The organism is Streptomyces sp. NPDC048278 (assembly GCF_040652195.1).
Classification (GTDB): Bacteria; Actinomycetota; Actinomycetes; order Streptomycetales; family Streptomycetaceae; genus Streptomyces.
The window spans coordinates 20,270-41,728 of sequence record NZ_JBEZLP010000048.1; the positions used below are offsets into that span (position 1 = coordinate 20,270).

15 protein-coding genes are annotated in these 21,459 nt (G+C 72.7%); 3 read left to right on the forward strand and 12 right to left on the reverse strand.

What is annotated here, in order from left to right; all coding sequences use genetic code 11:
- Positions 1–47: 47 nt before the first annotated feature.
- Together AB0D74_RS45500 and AB0D74_RS45505 are read right to left on the reverse strand one after the other, a co-directional pair.
- On the reverse strand, positions 48–770 hold the full coding sequence (locus tag AB0D74_RS45500) for a response regulator transcription factor (protein WP_362600701.1): 723 nt from the start codon (positions 768–770) through the stop codon (positions 48–50).
- A complete protein-coding gene (locus AB0D74_RS45505) occupies positions 767–2,170 on the reverse strand; it encodes a histidine kinase (protein WP_362600704.1) in 1,404 nt (467 codons plus the stop codon). The genes AB0D74_RS45500 and AB0D74_RS45505 overlap by 4 nt, the downstream gene beginning before the upstream one ends.
- Before the next feature lie 213 nt (positions 2,171–2,383).
- Between AB0D74_RS45505 and AB0D74_RS45510 the strand changes: the two genes are divergently transcribed.
- Entirely contained in the window at positions 2,384–3,085 is a 702-nt protein-coding gene (locus tag AB0D74_RS45510) for an ABC transporter ATP-binding protein (RefSeq protein ID WP_362600756.1), read from the forward strand.
- Positions 3,082–5,724 (forward strand): FtsX-like permease family protein, encoded by a 2,643-nt coding sequence (locus AB0D74_RS45515; protein ID WP_362600707.1) that lies wholly within the window; start codon positions 3,082–3,084, stop codon positions 5,722–5,724. The genes AB0D74_RS45510 and AB0D74_RS45515 overlap by 4 nt, the downstream gene beginning before the upstream one ends.
- A gap of 78 nt (positions 5,725–5,802) precedes the next feature.
- On the opposite strand, the gene dpgC is transcribed toward AB0D74_RS45515, so the two are convergent.
- The 7 genes from dpgC to AB0D74_RS45550 all read right to left on the reverse strand — a co-directional run bounded on the left by dpgC (position 5,803) and on the right by AB0D74_RS45550 (position 15,615).
- Entirely contained in the window at positions 5,803–7,089 is a 1,287-nt protein-coding gene (dpgC, locus tag AB0D74_RS45520) for a (3,5-dihydroxyphenyl)acetyl-CoA 1,2-dioxygenase DpgC (RefSeq protein WP_362600710.1), read from the reverse strand.
- The gene (gene dpgB / locus AB0D74_RS45525; RefSeq protein ID WP_362600713.1) at positions 7,086–7,751 is read right to left on the reverse strand and encodes an enoyl-CoA-hydratase DpgB; all 666 of its coding nucleotides are present in this window, start codon (positions 7,749–7,751) and stop codon (positions 7,086–7,088) included. Before dpgB ends, dpgC begins: the two co-directional genes overlap by 4 nt.
- 10 nt (positions 7,752–7,761) lie before the next feature.
- Positions 7,762–8,928, reverse strand: coding sequence for a 3,5-dihydroxyphenylacetyl-CoA synthase DpgA (gene dpgA / locus AB0D74_RS45530; protein ID WP_362600716.1), 1,167 nt, complete (start codon positions 8,926–8,928; stop codon positions 7,762–7,764).
- Positions 8,929–9,000: 72 nt separating this feature from the next.
- Positions 9,001–11,424, reverse strand: coding sequence for an aminotransferase class I/II-fold pyridoxal phosphate-dependent enzyme (locus AB0D74_RS45535; protein WP_362600720.1), 2,424 nt, complete (start codon positions 11,422–11,424; stop codon positions 9,001–9,003).
- Positions 11,421–12,464, reverse strand: a complete 1,044-nt coding sequence (gene hppD, locus AB0D74_RS45540) for a 4-hydroxyphenylpyruvate dioxygenase (protein WP_362600723.1) — start codon at positions 12,462–12,464, stop codon at positions 11,421–11,423. The genes AB0D74_RS45535 and hppD overlap by 4 nt, the downstream gene beginning before the upstream one ends.
- Positions 12,452–14,035, reverse strand: coding sequence for an MBL fold metallo-hydrolase (locus AB0D74_RS45545; protein ID WP_362600726.1), 1,584 nt, complete (start codon positions 14,033–14,035; stop codon positions 12,452–12,454). The genes hppD and AB0D74_RS45545 overlap by 13 nt, the downstream gene beginning before the upstream one ends.
- Before the next feature lie 497 nt (positions 14,036–14,532).
- Positions 14,533–15,615 (reverse strand): prephenate dehydrogenase, encoded by a 1,083-nt coding sequence (locus tag AB0D74_RS45550; RefSeq protein ID WP_362600729.1) that lies wholly within the window; start codon positions 15,613–15,615, stop codon positions 14,533–14,535.
- Positions 15,616–16,509: 894 nt separating this feature from the next.
- Here AB0D74_RS45550 and AB0D74_RS45555 point away from each other — a divergent pair.
- Entirely contained in the window at positions 16,510–17,397 is an 888-nt protein-coding gene (locus AB0D74_RS45555; RefSeq protein WP_362600732.1) for a transcriptional regulator, read from the forward strand.
- A gap of 138 nt (positions 17,398–17,535) precedes the next feature.
- Here the strand turns inward: AB0D74_RS45555 and AB0D74_RS45560 are convergent, their stop codons facing one another.
- The 3 genes from AB0D74_RS45560 to AB0D74_RS45570 form a co-directional block, all read right to left on the reverse strand.
- Positions 17,536–18,528 (reverse strand): transporter, encoded by a 993-nt coding sequence (locus AB0D74_RS45560; RefSeq protein WP_362600735.1) that lies wholly within the window; start codon positions 18,526–18,528, stop codon positions 17,536–17,538.
- Complete coding sequence (locus tag AB0D74_RS45565) at positions 18,525–19,418, reverse strand: ABC transporter ATP-binding protein (RefSeq protein WP_362600737.1); 894 nt, start codon at positions 19,416–19,418, stop codon at positions 18,525–18,527. The genes AB0D74_RS45560 and AB0D74_RS45565 overlap by 4 nt, the downstream gene beginning before the upstream one ends.
- Before the next feature lie 89 nt (positions 19,419–19,507).
- Entirely contained in the window at positions 19,508–21,445 is a 1,938-nt protein-coding gene (locus AB0D74_RS45570) for an ABC transporter ATP-binding protein (RefSeq protein WP_362600739.1), read from the reverse strand.
- Positions 21,446–21,459: the final 14 nt, after the last annotated feature.

A 21,459-nucleotide genomic window follows, 5' to 3' on the forward strand; every position in this document is an offset into this window, starting at 1 on the left:
AGGCGACCCGACCGGAGGAGCGCCCACCGGCTCCGGGCGGCGGTCGGTCAGTTCGACGGCGGAAGGTCCATGGAACCCGGTGTGACCAGCCCCGTCTCGTACGCGGCGATGACCGCCTGGGCGCGGTCGCGGAGCTGGAGCTTGGCGAGGACGTGCGTCACGTGGGTCTTCACCGTCGCCTCGCTCAGGTGCAGACGGGCGGCCAGCTCCGCGTTGGTCAGGCCGCGGGCCAGGGACTCCAGGACCTCGAGCTCCCTGCGGGTGAGCGTGGACAGGTCGCGGTGCAGCGTGGTGGTACGCCCCGCGGGCTGGGCGAAGCGCTCCACCAGACGGCGGGTGATGGACGGCGCGAGCAGCGCGTCCCCGGAGCGGACCAGGCGCACGGCCGCGGCCAGGTACTCCGGGGTGACGTCCTTGAGCAGGAACCCGCTGGCGCCCACGGCGAGCGCCCCGTAGACGTACTGGTCGAGGTCGTACGTGGTGAGGATGATGATCCGGGGCGGGCTGGGCGGCGCCTCCGGGCCGAGAATGCGGCGGGTGGCCTCCAGGCCGTCCGTACCCGGCATGCGGATGTCCATCAGGACGACGTCGGGGAGCGTCCGCCGGACGGTGGCCACGGCCTCGTCGCCGTCGGCCGCCTCGCCGACGACCTCGATGCCGTCCGCGGCCAGGATCATCCGGAAGCCGGTGCGGACCAGCGCCTGGTCGTCGGCGATCACCACCCGGGGCGGTCCCGCACCGTCGGCGGCGCGCTGCGTCTCGGTACTCACTCGACCTCCACCGGGATGACCGCCAGGACCGCGAAGCCTCCGTGCGGGCGGCTGCCGGCGGACAGCGTACCGCCGTAGACCGCGAGCCGTTCGCGCAGTCCGATCAGGCCACGGCCGCTGCCCGCGATCCGTGAGCCGCGCTGCCCGCCGGTGTCCTCGACCGCCACCCGTACCTCGCCCGGGGCGTGCTCCACGCGCACGGTGACCGTGGCACCCGCGGCGTGTCTGACGGCGTTGGTCAGCCCCTCCTGCACCACCCGGTACGCGGCGAGATCCACCCCCGCGGGAAGCGCGGCCGGGGTGCCGGTGACGGACACCTCGACCCGGGTGCCCGTGTCGCGCACCCGCCCGGTCAGTTCGGCCAGCTGGCCGAGGCCCGGCTGGGGCGCCAGATCCGCGGTCGCGGCCGGCTGCGGTCCGTCGGAGGCCATCGTCAGCAGACCCATGACGTGCCGCAGCTCCGCCAGCGCGGCCCGGCCGCCCGCCTCGACGGCCTTGAGCGCCTCGCGGGCCTGGTCGGGGGAGACGTCGAGGGTCTTGCGCGCCGCACCGGCCTGAATGGTCATCATGCTGACGTTGTGGGTGACGACGTCGTGCAACTCGCGTGCGATGCGGGCGCGTTCCCGCTCCACGGCCTGCCGGGTCGCCTCCTGCTGGGCGCGGCCCCGCTGCTGCCACACGTGCACCGCGTTGGCGGCGAGCGCCACCGGCAGCAGCACCAGGACCGGGATCAGGCCACGGTCTATCTCCGGCATCAGCGACAGGACACCGAACGCGGTGCCGCCCAGCGCCAGGCTCGCCAGTGCCGGTGCGCGGTACGGGCTGTACATCGCCGCGCTGTACGCCGCGATCAGCGCGCTCGCGAAGGCGAACACCTGCGCGTCCTCGGTGATGTCGCCCTGGTGGAAGCCCCAGGTCGCGGCCAGCACGGCCCAGAAGGCGGCCAGCGGATACCGCCGGCGCAGTGCCAGCGGTGCCGCGCAGAGCACGCCCAGGGCCAGCTCCCACGGCCGGGCGGGAGGCAGCTTCCGCTCGGTCCCCTGCCGCGGCTCGGGGTTCTGGTCGCCGGACAGGTCCGGCCGGGACGGCGCACCGGAGCCCGTGTCGGTGCCCGTGCCCGTCCCTGTCCCTGTTCCTGTGCCTGTGTCGGAGGCCGATGCCGAGACGCGCGGCACCTGCGGCCGGTTGTCGTAGGTGGAGCGGTCGAGATCGGCGGAGACCGTGCCCACCGCGAGTACCGCGGCGATCAGCAGATCCGCGATCCAGATCCAGCGCGAGTGCCGGGGAAGCGCACCGGCGGAACGCCACCACCTGCCCCCTCGGGACGACTGGACGACGCCTGCGCGCAGCCCCCGCACGAGGGCCGGCCACCATCGGACGATCCGCCTGGCTCCATTCACCGGGCCATTGTGTCAACCGGGCGCCGGCCCGGGATCCGTCTGCGTGCGGGGACGACTCAGCCTGTGGACTAGGCCGCTGGGTTGAGACGGCCGGACCTCCCCCGGACACGGTAGGAATCTTCGGCACAGCGGCGGACGCGGCACCGGACCCCCCGCACCTAGCTTCGTCGGTACGACAAGAGACCCGGCAACCCTGGAGGAGCCGTGAGGGACCTGACCGACCCGCTCATCGAGCTGCGCGACGTGAGCAAGGCGTACGACGAGGGCCCGCCCGCGCTCTCCGGGCTGTCGCTGGACGTGCGGCCGGGCGAGGCCGTCGCCGTGCTGGGCCCGTCCGGCAGCGGCAAGTCGACGCTGCTGAACCTCGTCGCCGGCCTCGACCGGCCCACCGAGGGCAGTGTGACCGTCGCCGGGGTGCGGGTGGACCAGCTGAACGAGGCCGGATCCGCGAAGTACCGCAGGACGTGGATCGGCATGATCTTCCAGTTCTTCAACCTGCTGGACGACCTGACCGTCGCCGACAACGTGCTGCTGCCGGCCCAGCTCGCGGGCATGCCCCGGGCCCAGGCCGCCGCCCGCGCCGACGAACTGCTCGGCCAGCTCGGCATCGCCCGCCACGCGCACGCCTACCCCGGCCGGCTCTCCGGCGGTGAACGGCAGCGGGTCGCGGTGGCCAGGGCGCTGATGAACAGTCCGGCACTGCTGCTGGCCGACGAACCCACCGGCGCACTCGACTCGGCGTCCGGGGCGGACGTACAGACGCTGCTGCGCGAGCTCAACGACGACGGGCTGACGATCGTGCTGGTCACCCATGACCTGGCGCTGGCCAAGGCCTGCGCCACCCGCACCGTCGAACTGGTCGACGGACAGGTCGCCCGGGACACGACGCACGGTCTTCCGCGGGTGAGCCGATGAGCGCCCCGTGGCCGTCGGGCCGGGCGGGCACCCGACTCGAAGAACCCGGCTCGGCCGTGCCCGCGCCCGACGGCGGCGGCCCGTCCCGCGGAACGGGGCCTGCCCGGGGCGCCCGCGGGGGCGGTGCGCTCGGCAGAGTGGTGCGCGCCGGTGTGGGGCGGCGCCGGGTGCAGACCGTCGTGATGGTGCTGACGACCCTGCTCGCGGTGGCCGCCTCGGTGCTCGGCGCCGGGCTGCTCGTCGCCTCCCAGGGCCCCTTCGACCAGGCGTTCGGCAAACAGCAGGGAGCCCATCTCAGCGCGGAGTTCGACGGGACGAAGGTCTCGCAGGCGCAGCTGGCGGCGACCGGGAACGCCGACGGCGTGGCGGCCGCGGCCGGTCCGTTCCCCATGGCCTCGCTGCGGGTGCAGAGCGCCACGGGCGGGGCCCTGGGCATCACCCCGCCGCCGCTGACCGTGGTCGGCCGCGCGCAGGCGGACCAGCCGGTGGACAAGGTGACGCTCGTCGAGGGCACGTGGGCCGCGAAGTCCGGCGAGATCGTCCTGGACACCAGTGCGCGCACCCCGGGCGTGACGGTGGGCAGCCGGCTGGAGGTCACCGGGCCGGGCGGCAAGACGGAGCTGACCGTGTCCGGCATCGCCGAGTCCGTCGGCGAGAGCGCCGACGCCTGGACGCTGCCGGCCCAGCTGCGCGAACTGGCCGGCTCCGGCACGGGCCTGGGCTACCAGATGCTGTACCGCTTCGACCACGCCGACAGCAGGGCGGAGGTCGCCGCGGGGAAGAAGGCCGTCTCCGCGGGACTGCCCGCCGGGGCCCTGCGCGGCGCGCAGTCCTGGCTCGACGTCAAGCAGATCGCGGACGACAACGTCTCGGCGTTCGTGCCGTTCGTGACCGCGTTCGCGCTCATCGGCCTGGCGATGTCCGTCCTCATCATCTCCATCGTGGTCAGCGGCGCGGTCGCGGCGGCCACCCGGCGCATCGGCATCCTGAAGGCCATCGGCTTCACCCCGGCACAGGTGGGCCGGGCCTACGTCGCACAGGCCCTGATCCCGGCCTCGGCAGGAGCCCTGCTGGGCGTGGTCGTGGGCAACCTGCTGGCCGTGCCGATGCTGAACGAGGTCGAGACCGCGTACGACACGACCTCCCTGCTCATCCCGCTGTGGATCGACGTCCTGGTGCCCCTGGCGGCGCTGGCGCTGGTGGTCCTCGCCGCGCTGGGACCGGCGCTGCGGGCCGCCCGGCTGCGGACCACGGAGGCGATCAACGTCGGCCGTACCCCCCGGGAGGGACGGGGGCGCACCGTCCGGCGGCTGCTGACCCGGCTGCCGGTGCCGCGCCCGGTCAGCCTCGGCCTCGCCACTCCGTTCGCGCGTCCCGCGCGGGCGGCGACCACCGCCGCCGCCGTCGGTTTCGGGGCGCTGGCGGTCACCTTCGCGGTGGGCCTCAGCAGTTCGCTGTTCGCCATCCAGACGGACGGCAACCCGGACTCGGTCGGTGACGTGACGGTCAGCACCGTGGGACGGCCCGGCGCCCCGGCCCGCCAGGGCGCCGGCGACCGCGAGGCGCCCACCCGCGGTGCCGAGGGCACGGCGTCCGGGACGGGCTCCCGTACCGAGGACGGCTCCCGTGCGGACGCCGGTCCCACCGCCCGCGACGACCAGGGGGGCCGCGGTGACCCCGGGTCCGCGACCGGTCCGCAGACCCAGGTGAAGCCCGCCGACCCCGCCGAGGTGGCCGCCGCGATCCGGGCGCAGTCCGGCACCGGGTCGTACTTCAGCACCGCCAAGACGCAGGTCAGCGTCGCAGGTGTCAAGGGTGGCTCACCCCTGGTGGTCTACCGGGGCGACGCCGCGAACAGCGGGCAGCGGATGCTGTCGGGGCGCTGGTTCTCCGCACCCGGCGAGGCGGTGGCACCCGCCCGTTTCCTCCAGGCCACGGGGGCGAAGATCGGGGACACCGTGACGCTGACCGACCAGGGGCACAGCGCGCGCCTGAAGCTGGTCGGCGAGATCTTCGACCTCGGTGACCAGGGCATGGCGGTGCGCACCGACGCCGCGTCGGTGACACAGCTCGTGCCCGACGTGAAGCCCGACCACTTCACGGTCAGGCTCGCCGCGGGCACGGACAAGGGCGACTACGTGGACGGGCTCAACGCCAGGCTGAAGACCATCGGCGGGGTGGCCACGAGCAGCGACGACGACCGCTCCTCGACCGTCATCGTGGTGATGCAGTCGCTGATCGCGATGCTGACGGCGATGCTCGTGGTGGTGGCCTGCCTGTGCGTGCTCAACACGGTGGTGCTCGACACCCGCGAACGCGTCCACGACCTCGGGGTGTTCAAGGCGCTGGGGATGACACCCCGGCAGACCGTCACCATGGTGCTCGTCTCCGTGACGGCGACCGGGCTGGTGGCCGGTGCCGTCGGCGTACCGCTGGGCGTGGCGCTGCACCACTTCGTCATGCCGGCGATGGGCCGGTCGACCGGCGCCGAGATCCCGGCCGCCGACATCGACGTCTACGGTCCGGGACTGCTGGCGCTGCTCGCCCTGGGCGGCGTCGTCATCGCGGCGGCCGGCGCCCTGCTGCCGGCCGGCTGGGCGGCGCGTACGGGGACGGCCCGGGCGCTGCGCACGGAGTGAGACACGGGGCGGACCCGGCACACGAACGCCCGGGCGGTACCGGATCCATCCGGTACCGCCCGGGCGTTCACGCGCGGCTCAGACCTGCCGGCCGGACCTGTCGTCCGCGCGCCGGTCGGAGAAGCGGCCGACCTTGGCCAGTACGTCCGTGCTGTACAGGCGCCGGGCCTGCTCCAGGGCGAAGTCCGCGAGGTAGCGGCGGAGCGCGTCCGGGTCCTCCTCGGCGGCGTTCAGCATCCTGCGGTTCGCGGCGACCGCCTGGCCGCGGAACCGGTCGAGGGCGTCCTCGACGGCCCGGTCCAGGTCCCCGGGCGGGTGCACCTCGTCCACGAGCAGGCGCGCCTCCGGGTCGGTGGCGTGGATCGTACGGCCCTCCAGAATGATCTGGCGGGCCAGCCGGGGTCCCGTGAACCGGGTGAGGCGGAAGTTGGCGGCGCCCGGCACGATGCCCTCCTGCGCCGCCGGGAGGCTGAGATACGCGTCCGACGCGGCCAGCACGTGGTCGAGGACGAGGAGCAGTTGCATGCCCCCGCCGATCGCGAACCCGTCGACGGCCGCCACCCACGGTTTCGCCCGCACCGCCGGCGGCCAGTGGCCGTCCCCGTCCGGGTGCAGACCGCCCCAGATCTTGCGGAGGTAGCCCAGCTCACGGCGGAGCAGGAAACCCATGAGCGAAATGTCCCCGGCGTGCAGGGACTTGAGGTTGATGCCCGCGCTGAACACCCGTCTGCCCCGGTAGCGCGGGTGCGTCATGACACCGCCGCGCAGCAGGCACACGTCCACCGCGGGGTCGAGCAGGGCGAGGTCGACGGCGGTCTCCATGTCGTCGACCTGGCGTTCGTCCTCGGCGTTCAGGCAGTCGTCACGGCACAGGGTCAGCCTGGCCACGCCGTCGCGGCGCTCGACGCGCACCGAGCCGAGGTCGGCCGTGCCCGACGCCGTGTACGCGGGCAGCAGAGCCAGCGCGCGGGGCGTGGGCCGGAGCATCGTCTCCAGCAGGTGGCCGCCCGCGGCCGGCGCATGCAGGACGGCGCTGAAGAAGATACCGAGGTCGATCTCGTGGCCCTCCTTCAGCGCCTGCGGCAGCCGCCGGTCCGCGGCCAGCTCGGCCGGTGTCGGCAGCAGCCCGGGAAAGGCCGCCCCGGCCGCCTCGGCCAGCTCGGCCGGCCGCAGCCGACGGGTGTACCCGGCGGTGGCCTCGGCGTACACGGCCCCGGCGTGCACGGCGAGGAACTCGGCCCGGACCGACCGGCGTTCGTCGGCGTGCGCCGGATCCGACCGGGCCCGCCCGCGCAGCGCCGCACGGTCCGCGGCGAGTGCGGCCCCGCCCGCCCGAGGGCCGGAGCCGTCCCGGGCGGTCGTCATGCGGTCGGCTCCGCCGCGGCGAGCCGCAACGCCCGGTCGCAGGCCGCCAGATGGGCGCCGAGAGCCTCCTCGAACGGTACGGTCCCCGCGTCGAGGAGCAGTTGGCGGCGGATCGCCAGTTCGGGGCCGGGTACACCGGCCGCCAGGCCTGCCGCGACCGCCGCCGCGCCCGCCACGTCGTCCGTCACCTCGTCGACCAGGTGCAGGGCCAGCGCCTCCGCCGCGTCGATCGGGGTGCCGAACAGCGCCGCCCGGCGGATCGCCGCGATCCCGGGCGTCTGCTGGACCAGCCGGTGCAGCGCCATGCCCGGCCAGGTCACGCCGTCCAGGGCGGGCAGCCGCAGCCGCAGCGAGCGGGTCGCCACCCGCAGGTCGGTGGCGAGCAGCGCGTCCAGGGCGACGCCCCCGCAGGCCCCGTCGGCGACGGCGACCGTGACCGCGGGCAGCCGTTCCAGCCGGCGCAGCACGCGCTCCCACTTGCTGACGAGGCCGACCGTCATCCCCTGCGCCCACCCGGAGCCGGGCGTGCCGGTCAGTTCGAGGACGACCGGGCCCCGGGCCCCGCCGTCCTCGGCCGCGTCGCACACGGCGCCCACCGCCGCGACGGTGTCGGCGCCCGGTGGCCGGCCGCCGTCGATGTGCACCCTCAGATAGTCGTTCACCGGATTCTCCTCACCACTGGACCAGTGCCGTCTCGATCGTGGAGCCGGGTCCCATCGTCATCAGCACCCCGAAGTCGCCCGCCCGCACGACGCCTTCGCGCACCAGCCGCTCGTAGGAGAACAGGAAGGAACCGCTCGACAGGTTGCCGTAGTCGCGCAGCACGCCGCTGGTGTGCCGCAGGTCGTGCCGGGTGAGTCCGAGGTTGACCCGGACGGCGTCGATGACCTTCTTCCCGCCCGAGTGCACCAGCCAGTGCCCGATGTCACTGCGCCGCAGCCCCTCGCCCGCGAGCAGGCGGTCCACCACCTGCTCGGCGTTCGCGCCGACCACGTAGGGGATGTCCGGGTCCAGGTAGAAGCTGAACTTGTGCTGGTCGTCGTCCCAGTCGTAGCGCATCGCGTCGATCGCGCTGTCGATGAGGTGGCTGGCGAAGCCCAGCAGCCGGGGTCCCGCCGAGGCGCCGGGCACGGCCGGCAGACCGCCGGACGGCGGTCCCGCGGCGTCCGGCGGGTCGGCGCTCAGCGCGATGGCGGCGGCCCCGTCACCGAAGAGGCTGTTGACGACGGAGGTGCGCATCGAGCCGTCCATGACGTAGGCGGCCGAGCACGCCTCCACGCACAGCAGCACCGCCACCCGGCCGGGATGGGCGGTGGCCCAGGCGGCCACGGCGTTGAGGGCGTTGAGCCCGGCGTTGCACCCCATGCCCACCACGTCCATGCGGCTGGTGCCGGCCCTGATGCCGGTCTCCCGCATCAGGTGCGCGCTGACCCCGGGCGTGAGCAGCCCGGTGGTGGTGACGCAGCACAGGTGGTCGATGTCCGCGAGGGCGAGACCGGCGTCGTCCAGGCACCGCCGTACGGCCCTGGCGCCCATGTCGAGGGCCAGCCGTTTGTGCTTGGCCAGCAACTGCCCCTGGGGCTCGGTGCCGAAGGCCCCGGTGCCGTCGCGCGGGGGCAGGGTGAGAAAGCGCCGCTCGATGGCGCTGTTGAGGAAGACCGACCGGGTCCGGGGGTCGGTGATGCCGAAGAGGCCGAGCAGTTCGCGCTGCCCGTACGCGTTCCCGGCGACGGCGGTGCCGGCGCCGATGATCCGGGCCGGTGTCAGGGTGTGCTTGCCGTGCGGCTCCACCGCCGCGGGCGCCGGCCGGGCGTCGGGCGGGGTACTCGTGGTGGTCATCGGTAGGTCCACCCCCACATACGGGGCTTGCTGCGCGGACGGCGTACGACGTCGGTCACTCTCGTCGTCCTTTCAGGTGCGGGCCGTGGCCGTGATGAACCGCGCCAGTCGCGCGATTCCCTCACGGATGTCGGCGTGGGTGAGATAACTGACGGACAGCCGGAGCACGTGCTCCCCGCCGCCCTGCGGATAGAAGTAGGACATGGGCGTCCAGATGACGCCGAACTCCTCGGCCGACCGCGTCAGCGCCGCGTTGTCGGCGGCGAAGGGCACGGTGACGGTCAGGAAGAACCCGCCGCTCGGCCGGTTCCAGCGCACGCCGAGCGCGGTGCGCCGCGGCTCCGGGAGACAGACGTCGAGCTGCCGGAGCGTGGCCCGCATGGCCGCGCCGTAGTGCGCCGCGGTCTCGGTGTTGAGGGCGGCGGCGCCCCCGCCCGCGGACAGCAGCATGCCGGCGACCGCGGCCTGGCTCAGCGCCGAGGTGTTCACCGTCACCATGCTCTTGATCCGGATCAGTTCGTCGGCCAGCAGCCCGGTGCCGCCGTCCCGGTCGACGACGGGCTGGTCCGCGACCACGTAGCCGACGCGGGCGCCGGGGAAGAGGGACTTGGCGAAGGAGCCGAGCTGGACGACCCGCCGCTGCCGGTCCAGCGCCTTGAGCGTGGGCTGCTGCGGACCCGGACTGACCAACCGGTACGGGCTGTCCTCCAGGATCAGGATGTCCTCGCAGGCCGCCAGCCGCAGCAGTTCGCGCCGCTCGGCCGCCGGCATGGTGGCGCCGGACGGGTTGGAGTGGTCGGGGACGACGTAGAAGGCCCGTGGACGGCGACCGCGGGCGCGCACCGCCCCGATCGCGGTCGCCAGGTCGGCACAGCGGAACCCGTCCGGTCCCTCCTCGACCGCGACCGTCTCGATGTCCAGGAGCCGTGCCGCGCCCGTGATGCCCACGTAGCAGGGGCTGGACACCAGCAGCACGTCCTCGGGTCCGGCGATGAGCGCGCGCAGCGCGAGCAGCATCGCCTCCTGGCAGCCCACGGTCACGACGATCGCCTCGGGCGGCACGTCGATCCGCTCGTCGAGACGGAGCGACTCGGCCACCAGCTCACGGATCTGACCGCCGGTCGGCCCGTACTGGAACAGCGCGTCACGGATCCGCTCGGCCGACCAGCCCGCCTTCTCCAGGTGCTGCATGTAACGCCGGATGTACCCGAAGATGCTCTCCGGATCGAAGAAACCGTCGTAGGGGCGCCCGGGGGCGAAGGAGACGGCCCGCGGATAGCGGTGCGTGATCTCGTTGAGGAAGTTCATGGTGTCCAGCAGCGGATCGCGGACACTGGCGTGCAGGTGCTCCCGCGCCAGCACGACGTCCGCGGCCGGGGCCGGGGGAGCGGCCACGGAGCACCGCGGGCGCCGTACGGACGCGGAAGCGCCCCCGGCGACCAGGTCCGGCCCCGCGTCGGACACGGACGCCAGGCCGGTCAGCGCCATCGCGTCGCCCAACTCCTCGGCCACGATGCCCAGGACGTCCGCGACACCGTCCCGGCCGGCCACGGCCAGGCCGTGCAGCACCGGGCGGCCCAGGAGCACCGCGTCCGCGCCCAGCGCGAGCGCCGCGAGCACGTCCGCGCCGCGCCGCACGCCGCCGTCGAGGAGCACGGGGACCCGGCCGGCCGCCGCCGCGGCGACCTCCGGCAGTGCCTCCAGGGCGGCGGGCGCGCCGTCGAGCTGCCGGCCGCCGTGGTTGGAGACCACGACCCCGGCCGCGCCGGCGGCCAGTGCCCGCGTGGTGTCCTCGGCGGTGAGCACGCCCTTGACCAGCACCGGCAGCGCGCTGACGGACCGCAGCCAGGACAGGACCGTCCAGTCCGGCCCCGGGTCGAAGGCCTCGCGGGCGTGGTCGGCGGGGGAGGCGAAGCCGGTGCCGGACAGGTTGGCCGGCGTGATCTCCGGCGGCAGCCGGAAGCCGCCGCGCAGGTCCCGCAGGCGCCGGCCGAGACGCGGGGTGTCCGCCGTCAGCACCAGAGCCTCCACGCCGGCCCGTTCGGCCCGCTCGATCAGGGCCCGCATCGTGGCACGGTCGCGGAAGCAGTACAGCTGCAGCCACAGCGGTGCCCCCGCGGCGGCGGCGATGTCCTCGAAGGTGCGCCCCGCGAAGGTGCTGACGACCAGCGGCACGCCCGCCGCCCCGGCCGCCGCCGCGGTGGCGACCTCACCGTCCGGGTGCACCAGGGTGTGATAGCCCATCGGGGCGACGCCGACCGGCGCCGCCCACTCCCGGCCGAGCACCCGGGTGCCGGGACCCGGCCGGCCCGCGCCCGTGAGCACACGCGGACGCAGCCGCACCCGGTCGAACGCCGCCGTGTTCGCGGCCAGCGTCCGCTCGTCCCCGGCGCCACCGGTGACGAAGTCCCATACGCCCGGGGCCATCCGGCTCTGGGCCCGCCTCGCGTAGTCGGCCAGGGTGAGCGGCCCCGGCTCGCCGGCCGGCGACGTCATTCGGTGGCCAGCCGGTCGCGTTCCACGGCCTCGTACAGCGCGCGGATGTTGGCGCTGCCGAACCCACGGGAGCCGCGGCGCTGGATCAACTCGTAGAAGAGCGTGTTGCGTTCGTAGGGGGAGCGGCTGAACAGCTGGAGCAGGTGGCCCCACTCGTCGCGGTCCGCCAGCACCTGCGCGGAACGCAACTCGTCGATCTCGTCGCGCAGTCCGGGCAGGCGCTCCAGCAACGCGTCGTAGTAGGTGTCCGGGACCGACAGGAACTCGATGCCACGCGTGCGGAAGTCCGCCACGGCCGGGATGAGGTCGTCGACCAGGAAGGCCAGATGCTGGACGCCGGGGCCGCCGTTGCGTTCGAGGAAGGCGTCGAGCTGGCCGGTGCCCTTCGACAGGTCCGGGGCGACGAAGGTGAACGTGACCCGGCCGGAGGCATCGCGCACCACGATCGAGTCCATCGCGTGCGCCCCGACGTCCACGTACTCGGAGGAGTAGCGGGAGAACCCGAAGGCGTCCCGGTAGAAGTCCGCGTAGGTGTCCAGGGTGCCGCCCTCGACGCAGACCGCGACATGGTCCAGGAGCCGGATGTGCCGGGCGCGCCCGGCCGGGTCCGGCACCGCGTCCGGTACGGCGACCCAGCTGTGGCCCGGCGGCAGTCCGTCGCCGGGCGCGTCCGCGGGCAGCAGGGTGTGGGCGACCCCGCCGAAGCCGGAGACCACCGGGGCGCCCGCCGCCGAGGCGGACCGCCGGGCCCCGGCGGCCACCGCGGCCCGTACCGCCCCGGGCACGTCGTCGCAGGCGAACGCGATGTCCGCGACGCCGTCGCCGTGCGCGTCCAGGAAACCCCAGGTCGCGGGACCGGTCGTGACGACCAGTTGCACGGAGCCCTGCCGCAGCAGCGCGGAACTGCGGTCGACGGCCACCGTGTCGGCGGTCCGTACGAAGCCCAGGGCGGTGACGAGATAGTCGACGACCGCCTTCTTGTTGCTGGTGTAGAGCTCGATGTACGCGATGTCCGTCCCGGCCATCGTCACCAACGCCATTCCTGCTGACCGTACAGGTGCCCCGACTTGATGCCGTGGTCCGCGCACCAGGTCATGAACTCCTCGATCTGCTTGATCTGGTAGGTGTCCTCGTTGTACGTGGTGGCCATGACGTGTCCGAGCCAGGGCTCCTCGCCCATCGCGTACACGTACGCCTCGCCGGCGCCCAGCTCCGTCATGATCGCCGCCGCCTGCTCGGCGTTGGAGCCGGACAGCTTGCGGGAGCTGCTCATCTTCTTCGTCACCGGCTTGGTGAGCAGCGCCTGGTACAGCCAGGTGAGCGGGGCGCCGTCGCACTCCATGCCGAGGAAGGCGTAGTCGGCGGTACCCAGGTGGCGGCGCACATAGCGGTACAGCGCGGGGTCGATGCCGGAGGAGTCGGCGCCGACGAACGCGGACCGGCCCGCCAGGTCCACCCAGTAGGTCGACTTGCTGCGGATGTCGAGGTCGCAGTGCTCGCCGAGGAACGGCGTGGCCACCACCTTGCCGCCCGGGAAGGGGAACTCGTCGTAGTCGTCCGCCTCCAACACCGGGAACCCGAGGTGCTTGAGGTACAGGCCGATCGAGGGGTCCTCCAGGTTGCCGCGCGAGGAGCGGGGCACCACGACCGTGCCGACCCGGCCGCGCAGTTGCAGCAGTGTCTCCAGCACGATGTGGTCCTGGTGGCCGTGGGTGATCAGCACCAGGTCGATGAAGTCCGGCAGGTCGTCCAGGGTGTAGCGGTCGTCCGCGTCCCCGTCGGCGCTGATGAACGGGTCGGTGAGGACCGCGCCGCCGGGGGTCTGGAGCAGCAGGCAGGCGTGGCCGAGGTAGCGGATCCGGCCGCCGGCCTCGATGTGCCGGTCCGGTGCCAGGCTCGGCTCGGGGGCGAGCAGCCCGGACAGCTGCGCGGCCTGCGCGTCGTCCAGCCCCAGCGCCTCGCGCAGGTGCCCGAGGGTGGTCGGGCGGACCCGGGTCCGGAACAGCTCCTCCAGGCCGGGGTGGCGGAAGGGGATCTTCAGCTCCAGTACGTCGGGCGACGGCAGCCTCGGTGTGCTGAGGATGAACGGCCGCTCGACTCCGGGCTCCAGCGAGAGCTGTACCGACTGCCGGTCCTCCATGTAGACCGGGCTCTGGTAGACGAGCGGTTCGATGAACCGCAGCGCCGCCTGGTTGTCGGTGTCGTACGCCAGCTCCACGAGGCCGCCCAGCTCCGGCGGCAGCTTCGGGTACAGCGGCGTCAGGTCGTATCCGGTGGCGTTGGTCCGCAGCAGCTCCTGGCCCTCCGCGATCGCCTCGGCGAACCGCAGCATGCCGGCCCGCTCGCGCTTGATCTCGTCGAGGAGTTCCGCGACCTGGGAGCTGGCCTCCTCCGGGATGTTGACGAAGAATCCGCCGCGCAGCTCGGGATTGCTGCTCGCCGCGACATGCACCTGCGGCGACTGCAAATAGGATTCGAGCATGGGTACCTGAAGAAAGGCCAGATTCATCGCGGCCTGCACAGGAGCCACCGTGTGAAACCAGCCGTAGAAACGGTCGACCAGCGGCTCGATTATTGCTTTCGACCGCAGAAACAGCTGCTCGTCGGGCATGAAGGTGCCTACCTCCCGCAAAGAAGGAACAGAATTCCCAGCCGGTGATTCCGTGTTCTCTGCGCAGCACTATGGCCCGCATACGGCTCGGGGAACAAGACGCGCCGAGCGGTGTTCAACTGCGGCGGAAACACAGTTGAACACCGCTCGGCGAGGAAAAGGAGGAGGGGCCGGACGGGACTGTTCCCGCCGGTCCGCGGGGGTCGGCCGACCGGTCCGGCCATGGCGCTCGCGGGACTTCGGCGGTGCCGCCCGGAGCCTGCGGATCTTTTCCGCGGCCCGCCGCGGTTCCGTGCCGTCCGGCCGTTACCCGCACGAACTCGGAACCCGGCCCGACGCCTCTCGGGCAGCCGTTCCCGCCCGGGCGGCGCGAACCGCGGCGCGGCTCCCGGTGTGCGCAGCGGAATTCCACGACCGGTGCGGAACGTACGTACTCCTCGGGAATCGGCAATTCGCTCCCGCGTGGAAAGACCTCGCGCCAGGTCGGTGCGGCGGTGTCAGTGCGGCGGCCAGCCGCGGGCACGCAGCGACTCCTCCAGCCCGGCCCCTGCCCCCTGGGCGACGCTCAGCCGCACCAGGCCGGTCGGCTGCACCGCCGAGTGCTCCAGAGAGACGTCCTCGATGTTCACCCCGGCCCGGCCGGCATCGGTGAACAGCCTTGCCAGTTCGCCCGGTTGGTCGCCGATACGGACCGTCACGGTCTCGTACGGCGCCGGGTGCACGCCGTGCTTGCCGGCGATCCTGGCCCGGCCGGCCACTCCCCGGCGCAGCAGCCCCGCCACGGCCCGGGTGCCGTCGGCACGTTTGGCCTCGTCCGTCGCGGCCATGGCACGCAGTCCGGCGACGGCGTCCGCCAGGCCTTCCGTCAGGGTCTCCAACAGGTCGGCCACGACGGCCGAGTTGGCGCCGAGGATGTCCACCCACAGCTCCGGGTCGGCGGCTGCGATCCGGGTGAGGTCGCGCACCCCGGGCCCGGCGAGCCGCACCTCGCGCTCCTCCGCCCGGGCCAGCAGGTCCGCGACCAGACCGGCCACCACGTGCGGGAGGTGCGACACCAGGCCCACGGCCCGGTCGTGGGCGTCCGCCGCCATCACCACCGGCACCGCCCGGCACGCCGAGACCAGCTCCAGCACGGTGTTGAGGGTGTCGGTGCCGGTGTCCGGGGTGGGGGTCAGGACCCAGGTGCAGCCCTCGAAGAGGTCGGCCCGGGCGCCCAGCGGGCCGCTGCGCTCGCCGCCCGCCATCGGATGGCCGCCGAGATAGCGGACGGTGTCGCAGTCGAGGGCGAGCGCGTCCATGCGGGGCCCGGCCTTGACGCTGGCCACGTCGGTGAAGTGCCGTGCCACCCCTTCGCCTTGCACGTCGCTGAGCACACCGGCGACCAGGGCGGGAGGCACCGCGAGCACCGCGAGCTCGACCGGCTCCCCGGGCGGTGCGACGGTGCCGGCGCCGAGGGAGGCGGCGGTTCGCGCGGCGCCGGCGTCCGTGTCCCGCAGGTGCACGGTCGCGCCGTGCGCGCGCAGGGCGAGAGCGACGGAGGTGCCCATCAGGCCGGTGCCGATCACCAGGGCGGTCTTCATGGCGAGTGTGTCCGTTTCCGGGAAGGGGGACGGCGCCCGTTCGGTTCGTCGGTTTCCGTGGGGAACGCGAGCCGGAACGAAGGCGGAACGAAGCCGGGACGAAAGTCCGAAGTGCCGTCGATTTCCGTGGATGACACCGTCCTCAGCTGAACCACAAACTCCGGTTCATGGTCCTGTATCCATGGTTGCCGGGCGTCCTCGGCATGTCCACATTCACTCCCGGCGCCCGGCACCCCATGCATGGAATTAGAGCATCCGCTTATCCGAATGAGAATGCGCTGTGAAGGTTCGGGTCCCGACCCTGTCGTGCGGCGGCCCGGTCGGCGAGGGTGTTCCCGCGTCCCCGGCTGCGGACCTGGTAAGTGTCGAGACGCCGGTGCGGACCGGGCCGGACGGCAGGTGTCTAGACCTTTTGTCAGCTACGGTCGAGAGTCTCGACAGTGCCGTGGCGACTGATGAAGATGGGGACTGGTCTCTTGCAGAGGGCCCGCAGCGCCACGAGTGCCGAGCACGCACAGGGGCCGCGGACGCGGTTTCCGTCCCGGCCGGAGCGCCCTGTCCCGCGGCTCGGTATTCCGGCAGCCGGCCCGGTCGACGATCAGCGCCACACGGGTCACAGCTGTTCAACGGAAACCATACGGGGGATACATGGATCCATTGATTGCTGGGCCACCGAAAAACATCGGTGAACCCCGGGCTGTCAATTCTGACGGAACAGAGAGAGTCAGGTCCCAGACACGATCGAATATCTGGAGCAAAAACACGGAAACCGTCCCGATCTCGTCCCTGCGCCCCGGAGAGTCGCCGCGCACGGAAGGGCAGGACAAGGAGCACATCGCCAGACTCGCCGAGGTCGACACGCCGTTCCCACCCATCCTCGTCGACCGGCGCACCATGCGCGTGATCGACGGGATGCACCGGATTCTCGCCACCCTGTGGCGGGGCCGGCAGGACATCGAGGTCGAGTTCTTCGAGGGAACCGAGGAAGACGCCTTCCTGCGAGCCGTCGAAGCCAACGTGACACACGGCTTCCCCCTCTCCCAGGCCGACCGGCGAGCCGCCGCCACGAAAATCATGATCACCCACCCGCACCTGTCGGACCGCGCCATCGCCCGGTCCGCGGGCCTCGGCGCCAAGACCGTCGCGGCCATCCGACGCCGTTCCGCCGACGCACTGCCACAGGTGGACGCCCGCGTCGGCCGGGACGGCAGGGTCCGCCCGCTCAACAGCCTGGAGGGCCGGTTACGGGCCGCGGCGGTACTGGCCGAACGGCCGGAGACATCGCTGCGCGAGGTGGCACGACTGGCCGGAATCTCACCCGCGACGGCCGGCGACGTACGCAAACGCCTCAACTCCGGTCTGCCACCGGCCCCCCTGCCACCCGTACCGCACCCCGCGGAGTGGCCCGAGGACGGGTCGGAGTCCGACCAGGAACCGGACCCGGCTGACACCTCCGCGGTGCAGGACCTCCCGGGCCCCCGGATGTCGCGGGTGCCCCGGCAGCGACGCCTGCCGGGGCCACTGCTCGACAAGCTGATGCGGGACCCGTCCTTACGGCACAAGGAAGGCGGCCGTCACCTGCTCCGCCTGCTCCAGCAGAACGCCATCGGCCCCGCCGAGTGGTCCGAACTCAGCTCCGTGGTGCCGCCGCACTGCGGTGACCTCGTGGCCGAGCTGGCCCGGCAGTACGCCGAGACCTGGCAGGGATTCGCGAAGGAACTGGAGGAGCGGGAACGCTCCCTGAACCGCGAGACCGCATGCGGGGAGGCGGCCTGCGGCTGAGCACCGCAACCCGGTGCCGCGCACACGACACGGCGCCTGCCCCGGTCCACCGACCGGGGCAGGCGCCGAAGTCCGTCCACTGCCGCCCGCTGCCCGCCGTGCGACGTACACGTCACGGGACCGGGCCCGCGCCCCCGCTCACAGGATCGGCCTGCGGATCCAGACCAGCCCGAACGCGGCCAGCGCGCCCGCGGCCACCGCGTAACCGGCGAACTCCGTCCACTGGAAAGACCAGTAGCGCCCGGCCGGCTGATACGTCACCTCGAAATGCAGGTTCTTCCCCGCCAGACAGGCCACGTCCCGGGCCCGGTCCCCGGTCATACAGCTCTTGACCTGATCGGTCCGCACCGGCTTGCCCGCCGCGTCGAGCAGGGTGTGAGCCGAGTCCAGCACCCACGCCCCCGCGATCACGAAGTCCAGGATCTGCACCTGCTTCCCGCCGAGATCGACCCGCCCGTTCCCGGCCGTCTGCGCGCTGAGCGCCTCCGTCGTCGTCACCGGCTCCCGCAGCTGCGGGCGGACGAGGAAAGGCACCGCCACCTGGACCGCCACCAGCACGGCCAGGGCGACGGCCATCGCCGGCAGGGTACGGCGCACCAGCAGCCCGACGAGCGTGGCCAGCACGAACGCGAACACCGCGTACGCCGGCGGCGTGATGTTGCGCGAGCCGAACGACAGAGCGGCGAAACGGTTGCCGTCCACCTCGTCGTACGGACTGGCCGCCCAGGTCAGCAGCAGGCTGAAGGCGCCCGTGAACACCACCGCGGCCAGCGCCGGCACCGCCAGCTTCACCGCAAGCCAGCGCGTGCGCGTCACGCTCTGGCTCCACACCAGACGATGCGTCCCCGCCTCCAGCTCCCTGGTGACCAACGGAGCGCCCCAGAAGATCCCGATGACCACGGGCACCGCCAGCAGCACCACACTCACGAGGAACACCAGCGTGTCGTACTGCCCGAGGAACGCGTCCCGGGCGGTCGCGCAGCTGTGCCGGGCCGCACAGCCGGCCACCACCTCGTCGTACCGGTCGCGCAGTTCCAGGCCGAGCACCACCAGCACCACCGCGAAGGCGGCGAGCGCCGCCCCGGCGGTCAGGGCCTGGGCACGGAACTGACGCCAGGTGAGCCACGTCATGGCCGGACCTCCGAGGGCTGCGACGAGACGGCGGAAGGGCTCGCGGCCCGCTCCAGGTACGCGAGGATGATGTCCTCCAGATCCAGGTGCTCCGCCCGCACCGCGTACGGCACCGGGCCGGGCGAACGGACGATCAGCGAGCTCTCGTCGCCCGAACCCTCGGCCCTGATGACCTCCGCCGTCGCCGGCAGCTCCGCCAGCTCCTCACGGCCCCCCGACAACCGGTAGTGCATCGCGACCAGGTCGTCGGCCTCGCCGGTCAGTCTGACCCGGCCGTCGGCCAGCACTACCAGGTAGTCGCAGACCTTCTCCAGGTCGCCCAGCAGATGCGAGGACAGGACCACCCCGACACCGAGATCGGCGACGAACTCCATCAGGTTCTCCAGGAACCCGCGGCGCGCCAGCGGATCGAGCGAGGCCACCGGCTCGTCGCACACGAGCAGTTCGGGGCGCTTGGCCGCGGCGACGGTCAGCGCGAGCTGCGCCCGCTGCCCTCCGGAGAGCCGGCCCGCCCGCTGACCGGGGTCGAGCCCGATCTGCCGGATCCGGCCCTCGGCCAGCTCCTGGTCCCAGCGCGGATTGAGCTTCGCGCCCAGCCGCAGATGCTCCGCGACCGTCAGGTTCCCGTAGACCGGGGTGTCCTGGGCCACGAACCCGACGCGCGCCAGTTGCTCCGCGCCGCTGCCGGGCCGCCTGCCGAGCACCGAGATCCGGCCCTCGGACGGCTCGACCAGGCCGCAGGTCAGCCCGAGCAGCGTCGACTTGCCCGCGCCGTTCGGACCGACCAGGCCCACCACCCGGCCTGCCGGTATCCGCAGGTCGACACCGGACAGCGCCGACCGCCGGCCGTACCGTTTCCCGAGGCCGTCCGCCTCGATCGCAAGGGACATCCGATCACCTCTCCTGTGGGGGAACCGTGGGGGGAACTGCGCGTGGGGGAATGGGGGAAACGTGGGGGCGAACAGGCGGCGCGGGCCGGTCAGGACGGGTCCGGCAGCGGCACTTCGAGCCGGCGGCCCGCACCGTTCGGCGCCTGCCGGGAGAACTGCGTGTGGTACAGCTGCGCGTACAGCCCGCCCGCCGCCAGCAGCGAGTCGTGCGTGCCCCGCTCCCGCACCCGGCCCGCGTCGACGACCAGGATCTGGTCCGCGTGCCGGATCGTGGACAGCCGGTGCGCGATCACCAGCGAGGTACGGCCGCTCAGCGCGTTCGCCAGCGCCTGCTGGATCGCCGCCTCCGACTCCGAGTCCAGATGCGCCGTGGCCTCGTCGAGCACCACGATCGGCGGCGACTTGAGCAGCACCCGGGCCAGCGCGATGCGCTGCTTCTCGCCGCCCGAGAGCCGGTAACCCCGGTCGCCGACCACGGTGTCGAGGCCGTTCGGCAGCGCGTCGATCACCTCCCAGATCCGCGCCGCCCGGCACGCCTCCTCCAACTCGGCGTCCGTGGCGTCCGGATCGGCGTACAGCAGGTTCGTGCGGATCGTGTCGTGGAAGAGATGGGCGTCCTGCGTCACCACGCCGATCTGCTCGCGCAGCGACGCGAACGTCAGCTCCCGCACGTCCTGCCCGCCGATCCGGACCGCCCCCTCCAACGCGTCGTACAACCGCGGCACCAGGTGGGTGATCGTGCTCTTGCCCGCGCCCGACGGGCCCACCAGAGCGGTGAGCTGACCCGCCGGCGCACGGAACGACACGTCGTCGAGGATCCACGAGTCGTCCGCCTTCTCCGGCACGCGCCGCTCCAGCGACTCCAGCGACCTGAGCGACACCTGCTCCGCCGTCGGATAGCGGAACGACACCCCGTCGAACTCGATGTCCGGGGCCACCTCGCCGGCCGCGGGCAGCGCCCGGGCGTCCGCCCGCTCCTCCAGCAGCGGCTTGAGGTCCATCACCTCGAAGACCCGGTCGAAACTGACCACCGCCGAGATGATGTTGCGCTGGATGCTGGTCAGCTGGTTGATCGGACCGTACAGCCGGAACAGCAGCGTCGTCAGCGCCACCAGGGTGCCGATCTGCAGCACCCCGTCGATGACCAGGCTGCCGCCCAGCCCGTACACCAGGGCCGTCGTGCAGGCGGTGAGGAGCGTGGTGGCGATGAAGAACATCCGGCCGTAGACGTCCTGCGTGACCCGCAGGTCGCGCACCTTCGACGCCCGGCCGTCGAAGGCCTCGGCCTCCTGCACCGGACGGCCGTAGAGCTTCGAGAGCATCGCGCCGGCCACGTTGAAACGCTCGTTCATGATCGTGCCCATGGCCGCGTCCTGCTCCATCGCCGCCCGCACCAGCCGCTGCACCCGCTTGCCGAACACCTTCGCGGGCAGGAAGAAGATCGGGATCATCAGCAGCGCGACCGCCGATATCTGCCAGGACAGATAGAACATCGCCGACACCACCAGCGCCATCGTCAGCACGATGGACACCGACTGGGACAGCACCGAGGAGACCACCTGCTGGGCCCCGATGATGTCCGTGTTGAGCCGGCTGACCAGGGACCCCGTCTGGGTCCTGGTGAAGAACGCCACCGGCTGCCGCTGCACGTGCCGGAACACCTGGGTACGCAGCGTGTACACGAGGCCGTGGCCGATCCGGCCCGAGAACAGGGCCTGACAGTAGATCGCCCCGGCGTCCACCAGCGCCAGACCCACCAGCGCCAGCGACAGGCCCACCACCAACGACAGGCGCTTGTGCATGATGCCCTCGTCGATGATCAGCTTCAGCAGCACCGGACTGGACGCCGTGATCAGCGCGTCCACCCCGGTCGCGAGCAGCATCGCCGTCAGCGCGCCGCGATGCCGCAGCGCGTACGGGACGATCCTGCGCACCGTGCCCGGCTTGATCTGCTGCCGGGTGATGGACTCGTCGTTGAACCTCATACGCCGGGGACCGAGGGGCTCCGGGCCGCCCATCATCGCCATGGGACTTCCTTCCG

Bases quoted from the DNA above. Each gene is read 5' to 3' on its own strand.
- AB0D74_RS45515 (WP_362600707.1), top strand. From the start codon at position 3,082: ATGAGCGCCCCGTGGCCGTCGGGCCGGGCGGGCACCCGACTCGAAGAA.
- AB0D74_RS45555 (WP_362600732.1), top strand. From the start codon at position 16,510: ATGCGCGTGATCGACGGGATGCACCGGATTCTCGCCACCCTGTGGCGG.
- AB0D74_RS45565 (WP_362600737.1), bottom strand. From the start codon at position 19,418: ATGTCCCTTGCGATCGAGGCGGACGGCCTCGGGAAACGGTACGGCCGG.
- AB0D74_RS45550 (WP_362600729.1), bottom strand. From the start codon at position 15,615: ATGAAGACCGCCCTGGTGATCGGCACCGGCCTGATGGGCACCTCCGTC.
- dpgC (WP_362600710.1), bottom strand. From the start codon at position 7,089: ATGACGACCGCCCGGGACGGCTCCGGCCCTCGGGCGGGCGGGGCCGCA.
- AB0D74_RS45535 (WP_362600720.1), bottom strand. From the start codon at position 11,424: ATGACGTCGCCGGCCGGCGAGCCGGGGCCGCTCACCCTGGCCGACTAC.
- hppD (WP_362600723.1), bottom strand. From the start codon at position 12,464: ATGGCGTTGGTGACGATGGCCGGGACGGACATCGCGTACATCGAGCTC.
- AB0D74_RS45570 (WP_362600739.1), bottom strand. From the start codon at position 21,445: ATGGCGATGATGGGCGGCCCGGAGCCCCTCGGTCCCCGGCGTATGAGG.
- AB0D74_RS45545 (WP_362600726.1), bottom strand. From the start codon at position 14,035: ATGCCCGACGAGCAGCTGTTTCTGCGGTCGAAAGCAATAATCGAGCCG.
- AB0D74_RS45560 (WP_362600735.1), bottom strand. From the start codon at position 18,528: ATGACGTGGCTCACCTGGCGTCAGTTCCGTGCCCAGGCCCTGACCGCC.
- dpgA (WP_362600716.1), bottom strand. From the start codon at position 8,928: ATGACCACCACGAGTACCCCGCCCGACGCCCGGCCGGCGCCCGCGGCG.